Origin of the sequence: Paenibacillus sp. FSL E2-0201 (assembly GCF_037963325.1) — a bacterium.
Taxonomy (GTDB): domain Bacteria; phylum Bacillota; class Bacilli; order Paenibacillales; family Paenibacillaceae; genus Paenibacillus_AQ.
The window spans coordinates 3,901,512-3,916,321 of record NZ_CP150154.1; the positions used below are offsets into that span (position 1 = coordinate 3,901,512).

Here is a 14,810-nt window from a genome sequence, read left to right on the forward strand (position 1 = left end):
AAGTATAGAATCATTAGAATGATTGAACAATACTATAGTTTCTATTAAAATGATTACTAAAACCAATGATTAGAGGGTATTCATATGGAGATTCGTCAGATGGAAAACTTCATTGCGGTGTGTGAGGAGCTTCATTTTACACGAGCAGCTGAGAAACTCGGCATATCTCAACCTACGTTGAGTCAACAAATACGCGCGCTCGAGGATGAACTCGGTGTTCCCTTATTTGACCGAGTCGGCAAAAAGATTGTGATGACCCAGGCAGGAAATCTGTTTCTGGAGTACTGTGTACAGATGATTCGGCATTTACAGAATACCCAGGATGCGTTAGCTGAATTCCGCAATGATCAACGAGGTCGGTTGGTAATCGGTGTTCTCCCTTCCGATCTGGACTATCGGCTCACCTCATTGCTAGTGAATTTTCATGCACGATTCCCCAAGGTACAACTGAAGGTTATCTCTTCGATCTATGTCTTGAATCAAGTGCTGGATAATGAAGTAGACATCGGCATCGAGATCACATCTGCTCCTGATGATCGGCTTGTACGCATTCCTTTGTGCAGTGAAGAATATGTACTCGTCGTTTCCGAGAATCATGATTGGGCTGAACGAAGCACGATTGGAATCCAGGAACTGCGAAATATCCAAACTGTGATGTTCCCCGAAGGATTTACAGGCAGAGAACTGGTTGATGGCTATTGCCGTAAATATGGATTCAGTTTAAATACGATCATGGAGACCAGTTCGGCTACTTCCATTATTGGCTTGGTTAAAGCCAACGTCGGAGGAACATTGTTGCCTTATCGCTTGATCCAAGCGATGAATGAACCAACACTACGCTGCATCCGAATTACAGACGATCCGCCATACCGTCACTTTGAGATCATTCATAGGTCCGACCGTTTTCTGACAAAATCGGCCAAGGCATTTATTGAGAAAACTATCGAGTATTTCAATTAAGAGTGAGTTGCGATATAGAGAAGAGAAGTTACTAAGGAAACCGCATAATGCATGACAGAAATGTCTTTGTGGATTCTTTTTTAAGATTCGCTTCTGCTGCCAGAACTAGAGTATAGTAGGAGTTGTTAAAAAATTATTCCAGGAGGCTATAGCCATGCCACAGGAGATCTGGATTAACCTGCCGGTCAAAGATGTTGAGAGGTCAACTGCCTTTTTCAATGAGATTGGATTCCATGCAGTGAGCGTTGGTAACGAGAGAGCCAAGCTTGACATAGGCCAAACAACGATTCTGCTGTTCCCGGATGCGGCGTTTGAGAAATTCACAGGTTCTAAAACCGCAGATACTTCCCATAGCGCAGAAGTAATATTCTCCATTGGCGCTGAAAGCAGAGAAGAAGTAGATGCCTTTATTCAAAAAGCAGAGTCTGCCGGAGGAAACATCTTTGGTAAGCCGAGTGAAATTGACGGCTGGATGTACGGCGCAGGATTTGCCGACCTGGACGGTCACCGCTGGAACCTGCTGTACATGGATGAGAGCAAAATGCCTAAAAGCTAATATGAAAACGCCGGTCACCTGCTTAAGGTGACCGGCATTTTTTCACACCCGCTATAATCTCATATCTGTAATTCAAATCAAAATCGTTGCTTAGAAGAAAAATTCGAGGGTGAAACCTATACAAATCACCTGGGTTAGCCTATCGTTTCCCATTACTTCAATAAGGATGTGCTTTAAAAGTAATCGGGGATATCAAGTACTATGGAGTCGATATCATTTTCTTTTGAGTAATACATACAAACACTGTCTTTATATTTTTGAAACTCATTAGGTAGTACAATAAAAGCTAATTCTTTGTAAAATTCTATTCCAATATCACTATAAAGGAAAAAGTTGTTACACTTTTCTTCCTGTTCAAGTTTATTTATCGTTTCTTTGACTAATAAAGAAGCATATCCTTTTTTTCTTAAATATAAAGGGGTAGCAATTGAACCAATCCCTTTTACAATTTGGTCAACAGAAAGATTTAGTTCATATACGATGAGGGAGCTTAATAGTTGCTTTGTGTCTGTTTCTTCAAGAACGTACCACTTTCCCTTTTTATACTTTTTGGAAGCCTGGCACATAGTTATATATTCTTCATATGGCAGATTATCTCCCCAAACATCATAGCCCATCTTATAAATTTCGATCATTTCCTCTTTTGTTGCTTCCCTAATTTTTTTCAAAGTACCTCTCCTTTTGTTTTATGCGGTTATAGATTCTTTTCGACAATAAGCTTATCATGATCTCTATTCTTCTGAAGCAAAACTGCTCCCAAAATATCTGGGCTAACGTTCTCCGTTCGTTGAACAAACTACTCCCAGTAAGGAGTACCACTAAAGAGAAATTCTTCTTTATTTACATATCGCTTAAATTCCCGACTTGCTAATTTACTAATGTGACTGGGTAACCACTCATTAGATTCAGGCAGCCCAAGCCAAAAATTCATTGTTTCGAGTTGTGCTGCTACAAAAATAATATCCGAACCCACAAGCTCCAAAATCAATAGCTCTAGCTTCTTGTTCATGAAACACAAAATTACTTGGAATCAAATCTGCGTGAATTATCCCCCAATTGCCAGGTGTTCTTTCTATGTTGTTCATCATTAAAATTGCACACTCTCCGGCCAATTGCAGAATTTCCACATCATTTTTATCGAGCTCACCACCGTTAACAAGCTGTTTGAGCTTTTCTAATGATTGTGAAATTCTAGAATTATCAAAGGACGGTCGAGTAAATGATGACGGAATTTTCCAAAAAGATGATTGTTTATGAAGCTTTCCGATCAATTCGCCTACGCACTCGGCATCATTGACTGTTGGAACAAATTGTTTTTGCTCACCATCTACCCATTTTACCAATGTACAGTTTATGTCAGCTATCTTAGTAACATATTCACCAATGTTATTTTTTATAGGTGATGGCAACACCAGATCCGTATCATTAGTTAATGATTCCAGCCAAAGCATTTCTGAATGGATGACTTTTTCCTCAGACCAAATACTTTCCATCGAATCATTTTTTGATAGATGTATTCGTAAACTATAGCAGTTACTTTCCTTATCTGTCACTTTATAGATGGTGTTCGCATTTTGGCCAATATGAGCTATTGATTGATAAGTAATTGAATAACAAGTTAATGCTTCTATAGCAATATCCTGAGTATTTAGCACGGTATCTTCCCTCCCCTTGAAACAACCGAATAAGGACATCGTACCATGACTTTTTCTAATAGTTTGGGAGAGAACTCTTATATTCATATTTTATCCATCACTTAGTTTATTAAGGTAACCTGCTCATCCATTTGTATTGTTCAACTATCATGTCCTTTTAGATCAACGATGATTGGTAATTAATTCATTATGTAAGAATAGTTTTTTCTCGCGGAACTGTCGTTTCTATAAATTCCTCTTTTATCTTGTCCTTCATAAATGTCTTTATCTTCTCACGCCCGATTTTATCGAACCAAGCCTGCACTCGCTTTACATGTTCTTCATCACTTTTCACTTGCGATTCAATCTTCTCATAATCTTCATAACTGTCATATTCCCAAATAGCAAATACCTCCACCACACCGTCTATTTCCTCCGTTGACCATCTGCCAACTAATCTTGAACCATATTTCAACTGTGCAGGTAAGAGTGTTTGATTAAAATGTTCATTAAAATCAAGTAATATCTGAGGGTCAATTTTGTATGTCTTTCTACGATAAATCACGCATCCATCATCCCCATAAATCAAGTATTATTACGCTTCTACTATAATAATCGTAATCCACAAATTACATAATTTTCCTTTTTATTACCCATTACTTCAATGACACAAACAGGCTATTGTAGCGCCTTCACATTAATGCGTATCATTCAATTAAAGTCTCCCGTTAGCTTAACGGAACTTCGATATTATTGTTATTATCTGATTTAGGATGAAGACGATTTTCTATTACAAAAAAATGATTAAAAATACCTACTACTCGTATTTTATTATCTGCCTCTCCAAAATTTTTTGTTTCTGCTGTCATAAAAATAATCTGATGTGTGAGACTTGATGATTTCAAGTCATTAATAGTATGAAAGCAATTTGAGCCTTCAGAACTGTCACATTTAAGACCGTGAACCTAATGGAGGTAATTATCATAATCTTGACTACTTGGTTTTGTATAAGCCATCACAAATAATAATATGGAAACTATTAGGAAAGCATATTTCTTCTTGATAAAGGCACCTCATCTCTTATGGATAATCGTACCATATAATACCGCATTTAACTGCCTAATAGTTCAACAAGGCAACACCACGCTCTACTGCACGTTAGTTGTACAAATAAAAAACGGCTGCCGAAGCAACCGCTATTCCACTAACGTTCCCCGTTAGTTCAATAGAATTAACAGTTTTAGTCCGATGGTATCCTCTTGTCTATGATTCAAGCCACCACTTTCAATCCTATGAGATAAAATACTTATAAATCCAACTATAGCCAAACGGCCAAATGCCGATATAATCTTACTCTAAATTACTGGAGGTAGCGCTCCGTACTCGGCCCACTGCTCTTTTGTCGGGCCGTAAAGATCCGGCACACGAAGGCCTGCCTGACGCATCAGGACTGTCATCTGACCACGATGATGAATCTCATGCTTTACGAGAATATCCAGCATTAAGCCGTTTGGCCATTGATCACCATACATATCGCTCATGATAAGCAGATTCTCATCTTTCCAACTGGACTGTATAGCATCAAGGAGCGCTTGTGAGGTCCTCTTATAGACTGACGCGATGTCTGCTGCCGAAGCTAGCACCGGCATATCTTCGCTCGGTCCTTCGAAAGATAGTCCCGTCCGAGATGGCATTTCGTGCAACGTCTGTACAAGGTGCCATGCAACACGTCCAAGCGTTCTATGATCGCTTGTTATCTGTTGGCCAAGAGACTCGTCGGTCAGCATCTCCAGTGTCCGCATTGTTGCTTCCGTTTCATTCTGCCAAGTTGCGGCAAAATCTTTAATGTGTTTATACATATCCAACATCTCCTTTTTGTAATGGAATCAAGTTAATCATACCGAACATTAGTTCGCAAGTAAATATTTACATTTGCTTAAACTACCCCCGTTAACCAAACGAAGCTGCCGAAAATCATTGCGCTAATCCCGAAATGTAATTAACTACGTATGGTTAATACTTTTGATCATTTTGTTTACGCTAGCCTGCCCGTTAGCTTAATGAAAAGAGCAGGATACCAAAGCACCTGCTCATCAATCCCGTTACATTAAAACCTAAATCGAACTGAATGCAAACATTATTTCACATTCGCATACCAATTCATTATTTACCGTGGCGACTCCCTTTCCCTTGACGATTTGTCCCTTGATTCGAATTACATCAAATACAAGAAGGAGTTGGTCTCCTGGTTTTACTTGTCGTTTGAAACGACAATTATCAATACCAGTCAGTAAGCCTATTTTATGATTGTTGCTTTCAACGTTAGACATAGCGACTCCACCGACCTGTGCCAGTGCTTCTACAATTAAGACTCCAGGCATTACGGGATAGTCAGGGAAATGACCGAGAAAATATGGTTCATTAATGGTTACATTTTTAATTCCAACAGCTCTCTTCCCTTCATTAATCTCCAATATTCTATCGACCAAGAGAAATGGATTCCGATGAGGAATAATCTCTTTAATTCTTTCAATATCAAACATGGATTTACCTCCCTAATCGGTTTTTACCATTTTATCGCCTTTGGGTTAAACCGGCCCGAATAAAACTCAACATAACACTTGTTAAACTATCCTATCCGTTAGCGTAATAACTGCTCGAAATCAATAACCAAAGGGTATATATTCTCCATTGTAATGATAATGGTAGCCGTTATCTATTCGGACATATCCGAGTATACAATGATCTCTATCCCTGTATGAGACACTAGAGTAGTTTTTATTGTCTTTATTACCTTCAGCAATCAAAATTTCATTGTCTTCACAAGTTAAAACAATTCCGATATGATCGTGAGAATTATCGGAGAGAAGCTTATCGAAAATAACAATATCACCACGTGCCGCATTAAATTTTTCTTGTTTAGCGTCATAGAAAAATCTAGTTTCGGGCAGCTGAGCCCAATCCAACCACGCACCAACCCCAGCTAGACGATACATTCGGTTAGGATATCGAATTGGAAGAAGTATTCCAACCTGCATACAGCAGTAGTATACAAATGCAGCACACCAGTTACCTTCTAGTACTTTATAGATATCAGAGTCCGGCCAATACTTGCAAATTTCTCGATAACGTTCATCTTCCGGTACCCCGATTATGTTTTGCTCTGCGAGCTTTTCCGCAAAATCAGCCAGCATAAGTCGTCTGTCTTTAGTTTCTCTATTTAATGCTTCCACATCTACGTTAAATTCTGTATTTACATTTCCCTCTGGAATCCCTAATTCAATAAATACATTTTGTAGTCTATGTATATCCGTCTTAAGCAAATGATTTCCTGTATTTTGAAAGTACATCTGCAATAAAATAGCGTCTTTAATAACTTCCTCATCTGGTCTATGAGCTCGATTTCTATCTTCTTGATAAAAGATTGATCTAAGAATTACTGAGATCTCTTCGTCGGTAAAGATTTGAGTGCTACGTATTATAGGTCTTACCGCGTCTGCGCTATTGTGACCAGGAAAGGTATTTATTCCAGTTTTATAGAAATAAAAATCGTGTAGCACCCCCGCGATCGCAGCTATTTCCGAATCTTGTCCTCTTCTCATATCGAGCATCGAAGCGAAAGTGGACACTCCTGAAAGATGAGCCCAAGCTTTCTGATTCTTGAAGCTGCTCTGCATTTCATAAACAAGGGATCGAACAATTTCAAGACGTTTAGATTTCTTCTCACATATCATTATTAATTCCCCAATCCCCAAACTAACACAGACTTATCTCCGTAGCCTCTCTGTATTCATAAAACTAACGTTTCCCATTAGTTCAAGTAAGTTCTTTTAAAATGTTTGTATAGATCCATGTGTGTCTTGCTGTACTAGTTAATCCCTATCCGTGCAATCCAGTACAGACTTGTGACATCTATGATTCCGTTACCAACTCCTTTACTTTAGATGCGAAGGTCTCCCAGCTTGTATCATATCCTATATTAAACGTCCAACCGTTAGATCGAGCTATACTTATTCCACTAACATTACCTGTTAGCTCAACGCGTCAATTGAGGATATATCTCGTTAGGTGGTCTGCTCAATCGAGTGTCACGATTTCCCCACCCCTTCGCACAATTTCATTTACAAGAAATGAAATAAAAGCTCTTCCGTATCCTCGTGATTGAAGCATCTTCCCTTTCGGGTTTATAGCGTTCAATTATTAGTTGTCCCATCGGCATTCACCTTTGATCATAAGTTTAGTTTTGCTGCAATTTTCATAAATCCTCCTTAATCCTTAGGACTGGAACTAATAAGTACTCTATAATAATTAGACCATAATTTACAAAAACAGGTTTCTCTATACCACCCGATTAGTTGAACAAATAAAAAACGGCTGCCGAAGCAACCACTATTCCACTATCGTTCTGCGTTAGCTTAGTTTCTAAAATACAAATTCTGTCTCGTTGTTTTCTTTATCAAGATATATAACCCTACAGGAATCTTTCCAACTATCCCAATTTAATACGCTATCAACATCCACACGGGATAACTCATTATATGGTACATTCATAGGATTAGAAAAATCATAAAAAACAAGTTCATAGGGGCATGCCCAATAGCATCCATCAAACACTATTAGTTTTTTTGTTGAAAATATATTATTTCCCCCCAGCAAAATCCATGCCCTTTATAAGCCTCTTCGGGAACATAGTGATTGGTTTCTTTATTTGATAAATTAACAATTGAATACCCCTGATAATCTAACCCACACAACAGATATTCTGTGCCATTTACCCCCACCCAACTGAATAAGAATGGGTCATAATTTCTATATATTATGTCGATGATTTTATGCTCACTATCCGTAACAATCCCTTTTGTGTAATTATATCTGTAAATACCTTCTACATGATTATAGTGACGGATCTCTAGTTTGAACTTTCCTGAAGTTGAATAAATAATTTCAGTTTTCTCAGAGATGTAAAATTCATCTTGAAAATAGTACATCATCTCAGCTCTTTCACTGAGAAACTGTGAGTCCTCAACAATATTTCTCAAATTCTCTCACCTCGCTTTAGTGTTACAAATTGCACCATATTTTCACACAGGCTATTACGCTATCTTGCCGTCTTGTTGAATAAAGTCGGACTTTAAATGGGAATCTGCTTAGGATTACCAAAACTCCCCTCGACCTGAGGGGAGTTTTCCTATTGCAATGTATTACGTCTCTCCTAACATTTCCTACAGACGCTAATAATAGATGAAGATGACGGCGAGAACGGCGTTTTATCCCAGTCAGCATATTGATGTTCGACGCGAAAGCCGTGACGGATTAATAAAGATTGCAGCGTAACCTGATCTGTGAACCGACAAGCAATTCGGGAAGTCGTTCGTTTATCTCCCCAATCACGAATCGTGACCCAATGCATGATATGCTGGCTAGCATCGTAACATTGTGTGCCTGATACCTTGACGTTTTGCCCATCCTTATCAATAAATGATCCCCATTCTGTCTCCTCTAGATCGGATAAATCCGTTCCCTCCGGATTACGGGTCTCGAATGCAAAGATTCCATGGGGTTGTAAATGTTTGTGAACGGTAGTAAGCAAATCGATTTGATCTTGATCACTTAAGAATGCCTGAAATGCATTGCCAGTCAAATAGATCATCGAAAATCGCTTGTCCGATTCGAAGGTACGGGCATCGCCTTCCATAAAAGTAACAGTCAACCCTTTCGCCTTCAGCCGCGCATATGCGAGCATCGCCGAAGAGATATCTACACCGGTCATCGTTATGCCGGCTTTCGACAGGGGTATCGTTGTTAAACCTGTACCACAAGCAAGTTCTAACACTTCACCAGGACTCGATCTAGCAAGCTCAAGATAGAACTGATATTTGTCCATTTCACCATCAAATTCAAGATCATAATTTACCGGATCCAAATATTCTTCAAGATTGCTATGTTCAATCAACGTCATTCCCCTCTTTCATTTCAATGTTACATTTGAGAAAAAATAATTTTCATTAGGAAAAACATGTACTTATATAGACCCAAAAAGGATAATCAAAATAAAAGCCCTCTCGGATAACCCTCGTACTTAACAGTATTATTTTACTATTTATTCGATAAACCATTTGGTAATTCATAGTTATAATCAATTTTTATCAAACCTTACATAACTACTCTTTAAGTCGATAATCACTACTTTATCCTGACACGCGGAGCTCGACGACTGGCTCAGCGATTCGGACTGGAGCTATACTGTCGGGAAGATCTCGTCGGCGGCCGAGAAGCTGATTGACTTCGGTATCATGCAGGCGCAGCCCGAAAAAGGCATCCGCATCAAGGAAGGCATGGTGTTCACGATCGAGCCTATGAACACCAAGCATACGATCGCCACCACGGCTGAAGGTCCATAAATCCTGACCGCGATAGAATAATTAGAGGCCACCCAACAAAATGGTCATTTTTTTTCGTATTCGGCATAGCATCTTTCTTTATTCGATACAGGTGATCGAGTAAACGATATCTCGTTCCCATCTTCAAGCCGAAACTGGTTCGCAGACACCGTGTCGGAACAATAACTGGGCCAGATGACGCAAATTTTTTTCGACTGCGGTCCCATTCCGTTAACCTGCTGTTAGCTTAAATGAAAAAGAAGAGCTACCATATAGGAAGCTCCTCCACTAACGTTCTCTTTAAGCTCAATGACTTATCTTAAATCGGGATAAAATACTGCTAACTACACAAATATCAGAATAGGTGGACTCCGCCTCTACCGGAAATTTTCTGCACGCTCATATAGAAAGGCGTCTAGTGTGCGTGGCTCTCTGCCGAGCAAGCGCTTCACAGTGTCATTTGGACTTTCTGGTACCATCCTAGACATGGTTTGAATTTCCACAACGTGGTTCGCGAGCCAAGGAGGCATATTCCCGTGCTCGATAAGATTACGGAGTAGTACTTGAGGTTCCATGTTGATGTAACTTATCGGCCGATTAAGCAGAGTAGATAGTCGACTCGCGATCTGGGGATAACTGAAAATCTCCGAACCAGTAAGCGTATATATATCGCCTGATACCTCGTGGTTGGTCAGAACTTCTGCGGCAACGTCTGCAATATCGCGACAGTCAATGAAGTTACACGGTGAATCGCCCATAGAGCCGAAGAAAACATTTTGAGTTGTGATCGTTGGTACAAAGTTCATTAAATTTTGCATGAACGCATAAGGGCGCAACACGGTGTGGGTGAGACCCGATTCCCTGAGTGTTTTCTCAATTTCTTGATGCCAGCCCGCCACTGCTACTGGAGAGCTCTGCACAAAGGCTGGACTGGATATTTTTACGATGTGTTTGATTCCAGATTCGGCGGCAATCTGAATGATTGAGGTTTCTAATTCGATTTGTCTTGGACTGTTGGACATGGCAAGGAAGAGCTGGCTAGCACCTGTAAACACGCGGCGCAGTGATTCGGGATCAGAAGCATCCACCCTTGCGACCTCGGTGGTCGATCGGCCTTTTTCTCCAATCTGAACACGCAATTTCTCTGGCTCTCTGCTCAGCGCCCTGAAAGGTACGCCGAGATCAACCAAACGTTCCAAAAGCGCACTTCCAATCGTACCTGTTGCTCCCATAATAACTATCATTTTATCTTCTCCTTTTAGATGAAAAATTAGTTGTGACGGGAAGTCGCCACCGCCATGTCACTATCGTGCTTGCTATGAATCCAGACAACGGGAAATCAATCCAGACACGATCTACCCAGGCCAAGTGAATACTCGGAATCATAATTTCTACTACAACAGATGCCACCCATGCGGCGTATAGTCCAAACAAGGACCCGGCCATTGCAAATACCCCTACCACAACCAAGTGAGGTGCACCGATGACCCATCTCAAATGGCCCACTCGGCTGCGCAACAAAAGGCCAATCATCAAGGCCATCAAGGCCGATGCACCGCCGATTGTGGTCAATGCCGCTATTTGAAGCCCCCTATCTGCAGAACCCCCCCCCCCGATACCTGCCATAATGGCAGGAGCAGCATAGGCCATTACAACTTCACGCCATAGTACAAAAGTCTTTTTCTTGGAATCAACAGACTTGATGCCGTAAACATCATCTGTCTGATTCGAGTATTTCATCTGGTTCATTTAGTTGCTCCTTTCTTCTTTAAAGTAGTTCAGCGAGATATAATTAGGCACCTAACTATATAAGAGTAAAAATAGGCTAGCTTCACTAGCCCATTCTACTCATTACTGATGTTTCCCTTTGGTTTCGAGCCTAGTTCGCCCGTAAGTGCTGAAATGCCTTGTGTAACTCGACCTAGCAAGTCGAGAAATACGCTGCGTTCTTCGATGTTGAGCAAGCCCACCATTGCTTCCAGCCGAGCGAAATGCTCAGGAGCCATTTCACGGAGCTTCTTCGCTCCTTCTTCCGTTAAAACGACCGATTTCTGACGGCCATCGTCTGAGCTTGATCGCCGAGATACTAACCCATCTCGTTCAAGAATGTCGATAAGACCAGTCACTGTAGCACGTGTAACGCCTAGATGCTCCGCTAATTGCGAAGGCAACTCTTCTCCCTCGTTATCTTCAAGATCTGCCAACAAACGATAACGCCCTGTTGATAAACCGAATCTAGAGAAATGAATCTCCGAGGCGTGTCCAAGCATGGCTCCCGCTGCCATTAGCCTAGACGCGACGAGTATAGCCTGTGCGTCTATGTCTAGGTTATAGCGATCAATCTGACGCTTGGATTGTACAAGCGAGGGAATAGCCTCAATGTCATTTATTTTTTTATTATTGTTGTTCATATATGTAGTATGGTCCCTAACTACTTTTGTGTCAACTCATTTTTATTACACAACTCTTTATTTCTCCCAAAGCTCGATCAGTCGACCTTCAGGATCTTCAATCCAAACAAACTTTCCAAATTCACTAATTTCTTCTTTCTTTGCAAGTGGTATACCAATATGCTCAAGATGTTTAATAGTCTCGTCTAGATTATGTACTTGAAAATTTAACATCACTTGTTGTTCTGTTGGAAAATAACTGTCATCCTCGGTAAAGAAAGAAAAGATAGTCTCATTTCCTGATTGGGGCTTTATCACAGTCCCATTCCAATGATCTATTTCAATCTTCAAGACCTCACTGTACCATTTTTTTATAACTTCAAGATTCTTAGTTCTCCAAAAGATTCCTCCGAAACCTTTTATCATCGTATATATCTCCTGTCTGTCATAAATTTTTCAGCTATCCGTTCTCAATAAATATTCGAGATTTAAATTTAAGTTCCTTTTTCAACTATCTTGCCCATTAATTGAACAAATAAAAAACTACTGCCGTAGCAACCGCTATTCCACTATCGTGTCCCGTTAGCGCAATGAGTCTATTAGATCAAATGGATACTATGGAAGATTTTAGGTATATGTAATCATAGAAAAATGGTACATTATTTTGGAATCAATAGCGCGCAAGTCAGGATATACATTTTGACTAATATTTTTATATTGGGGGGATGGTACTGGCATGGACAAGAATTCTGTTTATAGAACAAATATTATAGGTGCTGGCGAGGTTGGTAGCGCTATCTCGGTCGATATGAACAAGAATGTTATACATGAAACCAACAGCTTATTTTGGGATACAAAAGGAAATGATATTTTAGGAGCAACCGCACTTCCTTTATATGGAGCATTCGTCTCAGAAGAAAAATGCCAGCTTTTTGGCGATATTTCAGGAAAAAAGGTGTTGGAGATAGGCTGTGGAAGCGGTCAATCATTGCAATATCTCGGGGAACGTAAAGCATCTGAACTATGGGGTATGGATATATCAGAGAACCAAATCGAAAAAACAAGAGAATACTTATCAGATCACGGACTTTCAGCAAAATTAATCTGTTCACCCATGGAAGAAAAATGTGGACTACCTGAGGATTATTTTGACTTTGTTTATTCGATTTATGCTATAGGCTGGACAACCGACCTTGTGGGTACTTTTAGCAGGATTGCTTCTTACCTAAAAAAAGACGGCGTATTTATTTTCAGTTGGTCTCACCCTATACACAAATGTGTTGTTGCAGAAAATGATATGCTTGTTTTTAAAAAATGTTACTTCGATGAATCTTGGTATTCGGTAACTCTTGACGAAAGTACGCTAACATTAGCTGACCGTAAACTATCAACCTATGTAAATGCCCTCTCAAAAACGGGATTTGTTATTGAGCAAATGATTGAGGAATCTGATGATGAAATCATTCAATCGCGGGACGATAACGACGATTTTGCAAAAAAAGCAAAGATGCTTCCTGTAACTTTTGTAATCAAAGCTAGAAAACTATAATTAGTAGTTGAAGATAAATGCCCGTTAATTGAACAAAGGCAGCTGATCATGTTGACTGATTGGCTGCCTTATCATGTTTATTGAATTATCCTCACCTGTTAGCTTAGTTATGATTTCCGAAAGTCCATACATTCATCAAGTACGTCTCGATTCCTTCATTCCTCTAATATTTGCACATTTTTAGCTGTCCTACGCTGAGAATCAACTATATTCGGAAACTCGAATAGGTCGAATTCAACTTTTTGACCTTCTTTAAGAAACCGAAAGCCGTTCGGTGACCTAAAAGGATCTGGTATTATTTCGCTAAAGTGTACAAAAACATGGTTACCTTCCTGCCCGTCTAACATTATCCGTCCGTAGCCTTTATCTTCTTTGTACCATTTGACAATACCACATCTTCTTTCCGCCATCTAAGCACCTCCTAAGTTTGCCTGTAACTTGTTCCCTCAATATGTCAATGGTTGGCTTATGTTCGATGGTAACGAAGCGTAAAAGCCCACCCTTACCCTTGATTCGAATCATTAGCTTGCCGTTCTTATGGAACGTAAGGTCTTGTTTACGCATGGACATAGCCTCGGTAATTCGTGCTCCAACGTAGCGTTGCACCTGATGAATACTAGCAATAACAGCAGCGTTCGGTGATTTTGACCTTTGTAATTGCTTTTGTACCTTCATGTAGTCGCCATGCAATGCTATCCAATGCTTTCGCATTGGAACGAATCAAGTGCTGCACGTTTAGATTAACGTCCGAGGCAGTGGTCGGACGACTGCATAGGGGAATAGCTTGACGAGTAACCTTGCGATAAAAGCAATGGGAGCATTTGCTCCCATCGGTCTAGTGTAAATCCATTAAATCTTGCTCTTTCATGCTGTGATAAGCATCATGCGTTACGACAACATGATCCAAGCATTCGATGCCGATGATTTCAGCCGCTTTCATCAAGCGCTGTGTAAGCTGAATATCCTCAGGCGAAAAGGTAGGGTCATTTGAAGGATGATTATGCATAATCACGAAACTGGCGGCATTCGCCAGAATACATACTTTGAATACCTCGCGCGGGTGCACAATGGACGAATTCAGATTTCCGATGGATAGCGTATGGATAGCGGTCACATGATTTTTCGTTGATAACGCCAATACCACTCAATGCTCACGGTCTTCATCCGTCAGTAGTATCTCTTTCGCGAGATTGTAAATATCCTGTGGGCTACGGATGATACTGAAGTGATACGGCAACGTCCGCTCCCGAACCATCTTCAAGCTCACCACGTTGAGCCGCTTCATACGAAGTTTTACGAGGCAGATGTGAGACCGAACTTCGTGAAGGAGCTTTTGCAGGA

The 14,810-nt window shown here is 40.3% G+C and carries 19 protein-coding genes and 1 pseudogene; 4 read left to right on the forward strand and 16 right to left on the reverse strand.

What is annotated here, in order from left to right; translation table 11 throughout:
- Window positions 1-99 precede the first annotated feature (99 nt).
- The gene (locus NSU15_RS17625) at window positions 100-960 is read left to right on the forward strand and encodes a LysR family transcriptional regulator (RefSeq protein ID WP_339286981.1); all 861 of its coding nucleotides are present in this window, start codon (window positions 100-102) and stop codon (window positions 958-960) included.
- A 154-nt stretch (window positions 961-1,114) separates the two neighbouring features.
- A complete protein-coding gene (locus tag NSU15_RS17630; RefSeq protein ID WP_339286983.1) occupies window positions 1,115-1,516 on the forward strand; it encodes a VOC family protein in 402 nt (133 codons plus the stop codon).
- 173 nt (window positions 1,517-1,689) lie between these two features.
- Here the strand turns inward: NSU15_RS17630 and NSU15_RS17635 are convergent, their stop codons facing one another.
- From NSU15_RS17635 to NSU15_RS17670, 8 genes are all read right to left on the reverse strand, one after another.
- Window positions 1,690-2,184 (reverse strand): GNAT family N-acetyltransferase, encoded by a 495-nt coding sequence (locus NSU15_RS17635; protein WP_339286985.1) that lies wholly within the window; start codon window positions 2,182-2,184, stop codon window positions 1,690-1,692.
- A gap of 237 nt (window positions 2,185-2,421) precedes the next feature.
- The gene (locus tag NSU15_RS17640; RefSeq protein ID WP_339286987.1) at window positions 2,422-3,171 is read right to left on the reverse strand and encodes a phosphotransferase; all 750 of its coding nucleotides are present in this window, start codon (window positions 3,169-3,171) and stop codon (window positions 2,422-2,424) included.
- Window positions 3,172-3,358: 187 nt separating this feature from the next.
- Complete coding sequence (locus NSU15_RS17645; protein WP_339286989.1) at window positions 3,359-3,715, reverse strand: NIPSNAP family protein; 357 nt, start codon at window positions 3,713-3,715, stop codon at window positions 3,359-3,361.
- Window positions 3,716-4,505: 790 nt separating this feature from the next.
- On the reverse strand, window positions 4,506-5,009 hold the full coding sequence (locus NSU15_RS17650) for a DinB family protein (RefSeq protein WP_339286991.1): 504 nt from the start codon (window positions 5,007-5,009) through the stop codon (window positions 4,506-4,508).
- Window positions 5,010-5,264: 255 nt separating this feature from the next.
- Complete coding sequence (gene fabZ, locus NSU15_RS17655; protein ID WP_339286992.1) at window positions 5,265-5,693, reverse strand: 3-hydroxyacyl-ACP dehydratase FabZ; 429 nt, start codon at window positions 5,691-5,693, stop codon at window positions 5,265-5,267.
- 120 nt (window positions 5,694-5,813) lie between these two features.
- On the reverse strand, window positions 5,814-6,905 hold the full coding sequence (locus tag NSU15_RS17660; RefSeq protein WP_339286994.1) for a CHAP domain-containing protein: 1,092 nt from the start codon (window positions 6,903-6,905) through the stop codon (window positions 5,814-5,816).
- Between the two features lie 861 nt (window positions 6,906-7,766).
- Window positions 7,767-8,189, reverse strand: a complete 423-nt coding sequence (locus NSU15_RS17665) for a hypothetical protein (protein ID WP_339286997.1) — start codon at window positions 8,187-8,189, stop codon at window positions 7,767-7,769.
- A gap of 173 nt (window positions 8,190-8,362) precedes the next feature.
- A complete protein-coding gene (locus NSU15_RS17670; protein WP_339286999.1) occupies window positions 8,363-9,109 on the reverse strand; it encodes a class I SAM-dependent methyltransferase in 747 nt (248 codons plus the stop codon).
- A 241-nt stretch (window positions 9,110-9,350) separates the two neighbouring features.
- On the opposite strand from NSU15_RS17670, the pseudogene NSU15_RS17675 reads away from it, so the two are divergent.
- Window positions 9,351-9,551 (forward strand): annotated as a pseudogene (locus NSU15_RS17675) (hypothetical protein); the annotation flags it as partial.
- 356 nt (window positions 9,552-9,907) lie between these two features.
- On the opposite strand, the gene NSU15_RS17680 reads toward NSU15_RS17675, so the two are convergent.
- From NSU15_RS17680 to NSU15_RS17695, 4 genes are all read right to left on the reverse strand, one after another.
- Window positions 9,908-10,774, reverse strand: coding sequence for an SDR family oxidoreductase (locus NSU15_RS17680; RefSeq protein WP_339287001.1), 867 nt, complete (start codon window positions 10,772-10,774; stop codon window positions 9,908-9,910).
- Window position 10,775: 1 nt separating this feature from the next.
- On the reverse strand, window positions 10,776-11,279 hold the full coding sequence (locus tag NSU15_RS17685) for a hypothetical protein (RefSeq protein ID WP_339287003.1): 504 nt from the start codon (window positions 11,277-11,279) through the stop codon (window positions 10,776-10,778).
- Window positions 11,280-11,374: 95 nt separating this feature from the next.
- Entirely contained in the window at window positions 11,375-11,941 is a 567-nt protein-coding gene (locus tag NSU15_RS17690; protein WP_042189233.1) for a MarR family transcriptional regulator, read from the reverse strand.
- A gap of 57 nt (window positions 11,942-11,998) precedes the next feature.
- Complete coding sequence (locus NSU15_RS17695; protein ID WP_339287005.1) at window positions 11,999-12,346, reverse strand: glyoxalase; 348 nt, start codon at window positions 12,344-12,346, stop codon at window positions 11,999-12,001.
- 310 nt (window positions 12,347-12,656) lie between these two features.
- Between NSU15_RS17695 and NSU15_RS17700 the strand changes: the two genes are divergently transcribed.
- On the forward strand, window positions 12,657-13,469 hold the full coding sequence (locus tag NSU15_RS17700) for a class I SAM-dependent methyltransferase (RefSeq protein ID WP_339287007.1): 813 nt from the start codon (window positions 12,657-12,659) through the stop codon (window positions 13,467-13,469).
- Window positions 13,470-13,624: 155 nt separating this feature from the next.
- Here NSU15_RS17700 and NSU15_RS17705 read toward each other — a convergent pair whose 3' ends face one another.
- The 4 genes from NSU15_RS17705 to NSU15_RS17720 all read right to left on the reverse strand — a co-directional run bounded on the left by NSU15_RS17705 (window position 13,625) and on the right by NSU15_RS17720 (window position 14,754).
- Entirely contained in the window at window positions 13,625-13,879 is a 255-nt protein-coding gene (locus NSU15_RS17705; RefSeq protein ID WP_339287009.1) for a cold shock domain-containing protein, read from the reverse strand.
- Complete coding sequence (locus tag NSU15_RS17710; RefSeq protein WP_339287011.1) at window positions 13,833-14,180, reverse strand: hypothetical protein; 348 nt, start codon at window positions 14,178-14,180, stop codon at window positions 13,833-13,835. The genes NSU15_RS17705 and NSU15_RS17710 overlap by 47 nt, the downstream gene beginning before the upstream one ends.
- Window positions 14,181-14,304: 124 nt before the next feature.
- Entirely contained in the window at window positions 14,305-14,607 is a 303-nt protein-coding gene (locus tag NSU15_RS17715; protein ID WP_339287012.1) for a JAB domain-containing protein, read from the reverse strand.
- Window positions 14,608-14,613: 6 nt separating this feature from the next.
- Entirely contained in the window at window positions 14,614-14,754 is a 141-nt protein-coding gene (locus NSU15_RS17720; protein ID WP_339287014.1) for a hypothetical protein, read from the reverse strand.
- Window positions 14,755-14,810: the final 56 nt, after the last annotated feature.

Excerpts from the sequence above, each read along its gene's own strand:
- NSU15_RS17625 (WP_339286981.1), top strand. The coding sequence starts at position 100 with ATGGAAAACTTCATTGCGGTGTGTGAGGAGCTTCATTTTACACGAGCA.
- NSU15_RS17630 (WP_339286983.1), top strand. The coding sequence starts at position 1,115 with ATGCCACAGGAGATCTGGATTAACCTGCCGGTCAAAGATGTTGAGAGG.
- NSU15_RS17650 (WP_339286991.1), bottom strand. The coding sequence starts at position 5,009 with ATGTATAAACACATTAAAGATTTTGCCGCAACTTGGCAGAATGAAACG.
- fabZ (WP_339286992.1), bottom strand. The coding sequence starts at position 5,693 with ATGTTTGATATTGAAAGAATTAAAGAGATTATTCCTCATCGGAATCCA.
- NSU15_RS17670 (WP_339286999.1), bottom strand. The coding sequence starts at position 9,109 with ATGACGTTGATTGAACATAGCAATCTTGAAGAATATTTGGATCCGGTA.
- NSU15_RS17680 (WP_339287001.1), bottom strand. The coding sequence starts at position 10,774 with ATGATAGTTATTATGGGAGCAACAGGTACGATTGGAAGTGCGCTTTTG.
- NSU15_RS17685 (WP_339287003.1), bottom strand. The coding sequence starts at position 11,279 with ATGAACCAGATGAAATACTCGAATCAGACAGATGATGTTTACGGCATC.
- NSU15_RS17690 (WP_042189233.1), bottom strand. The coding sequence starts at position 11,941 with ATGAACAACAATAATAAAAAAATAAATGACATTGAGGCTATTCCCTCG.
- NSU15_RS17695 (WP_339287005.1), bottom strand. The coding sequence starts at position 12,346 with ATGATAAAAGGTTTCGGAGGAATCTTTTGGAGAACTAAGAATCTTGAA.
- NSU15_RS17700 (WP_339287007.1), top strand. The coding sequence starts at position 12,657 with ATGGACAAGAATTCTGTTTATAGAACAAATATTATAGGTGCTGGCGAG.
- NSU15_RS17705 (WP_339287009.1), bottom strand. The coding sequence starts at position 13,879 with ATGGCGGAAAGAAGATGTGGTATTGTCAAATGGTACAAAGAAGATAAA.
- NSU15_RS17710 (WP_339287011.1), bottom strand. The coding sequence starts at position 14,180 with ATGCGAAAGCATTGGATAGCATTGCATGGCGACTACATGAAGGTACAA.
- NSU15_RS17720 (WP_339287014.1), bottom strand. The coding sequence starts at position 14,754 with ATGAAGCGGCTCAACGTGGTGAGCTTGAAGATGGTTCGGGAGCGGACG.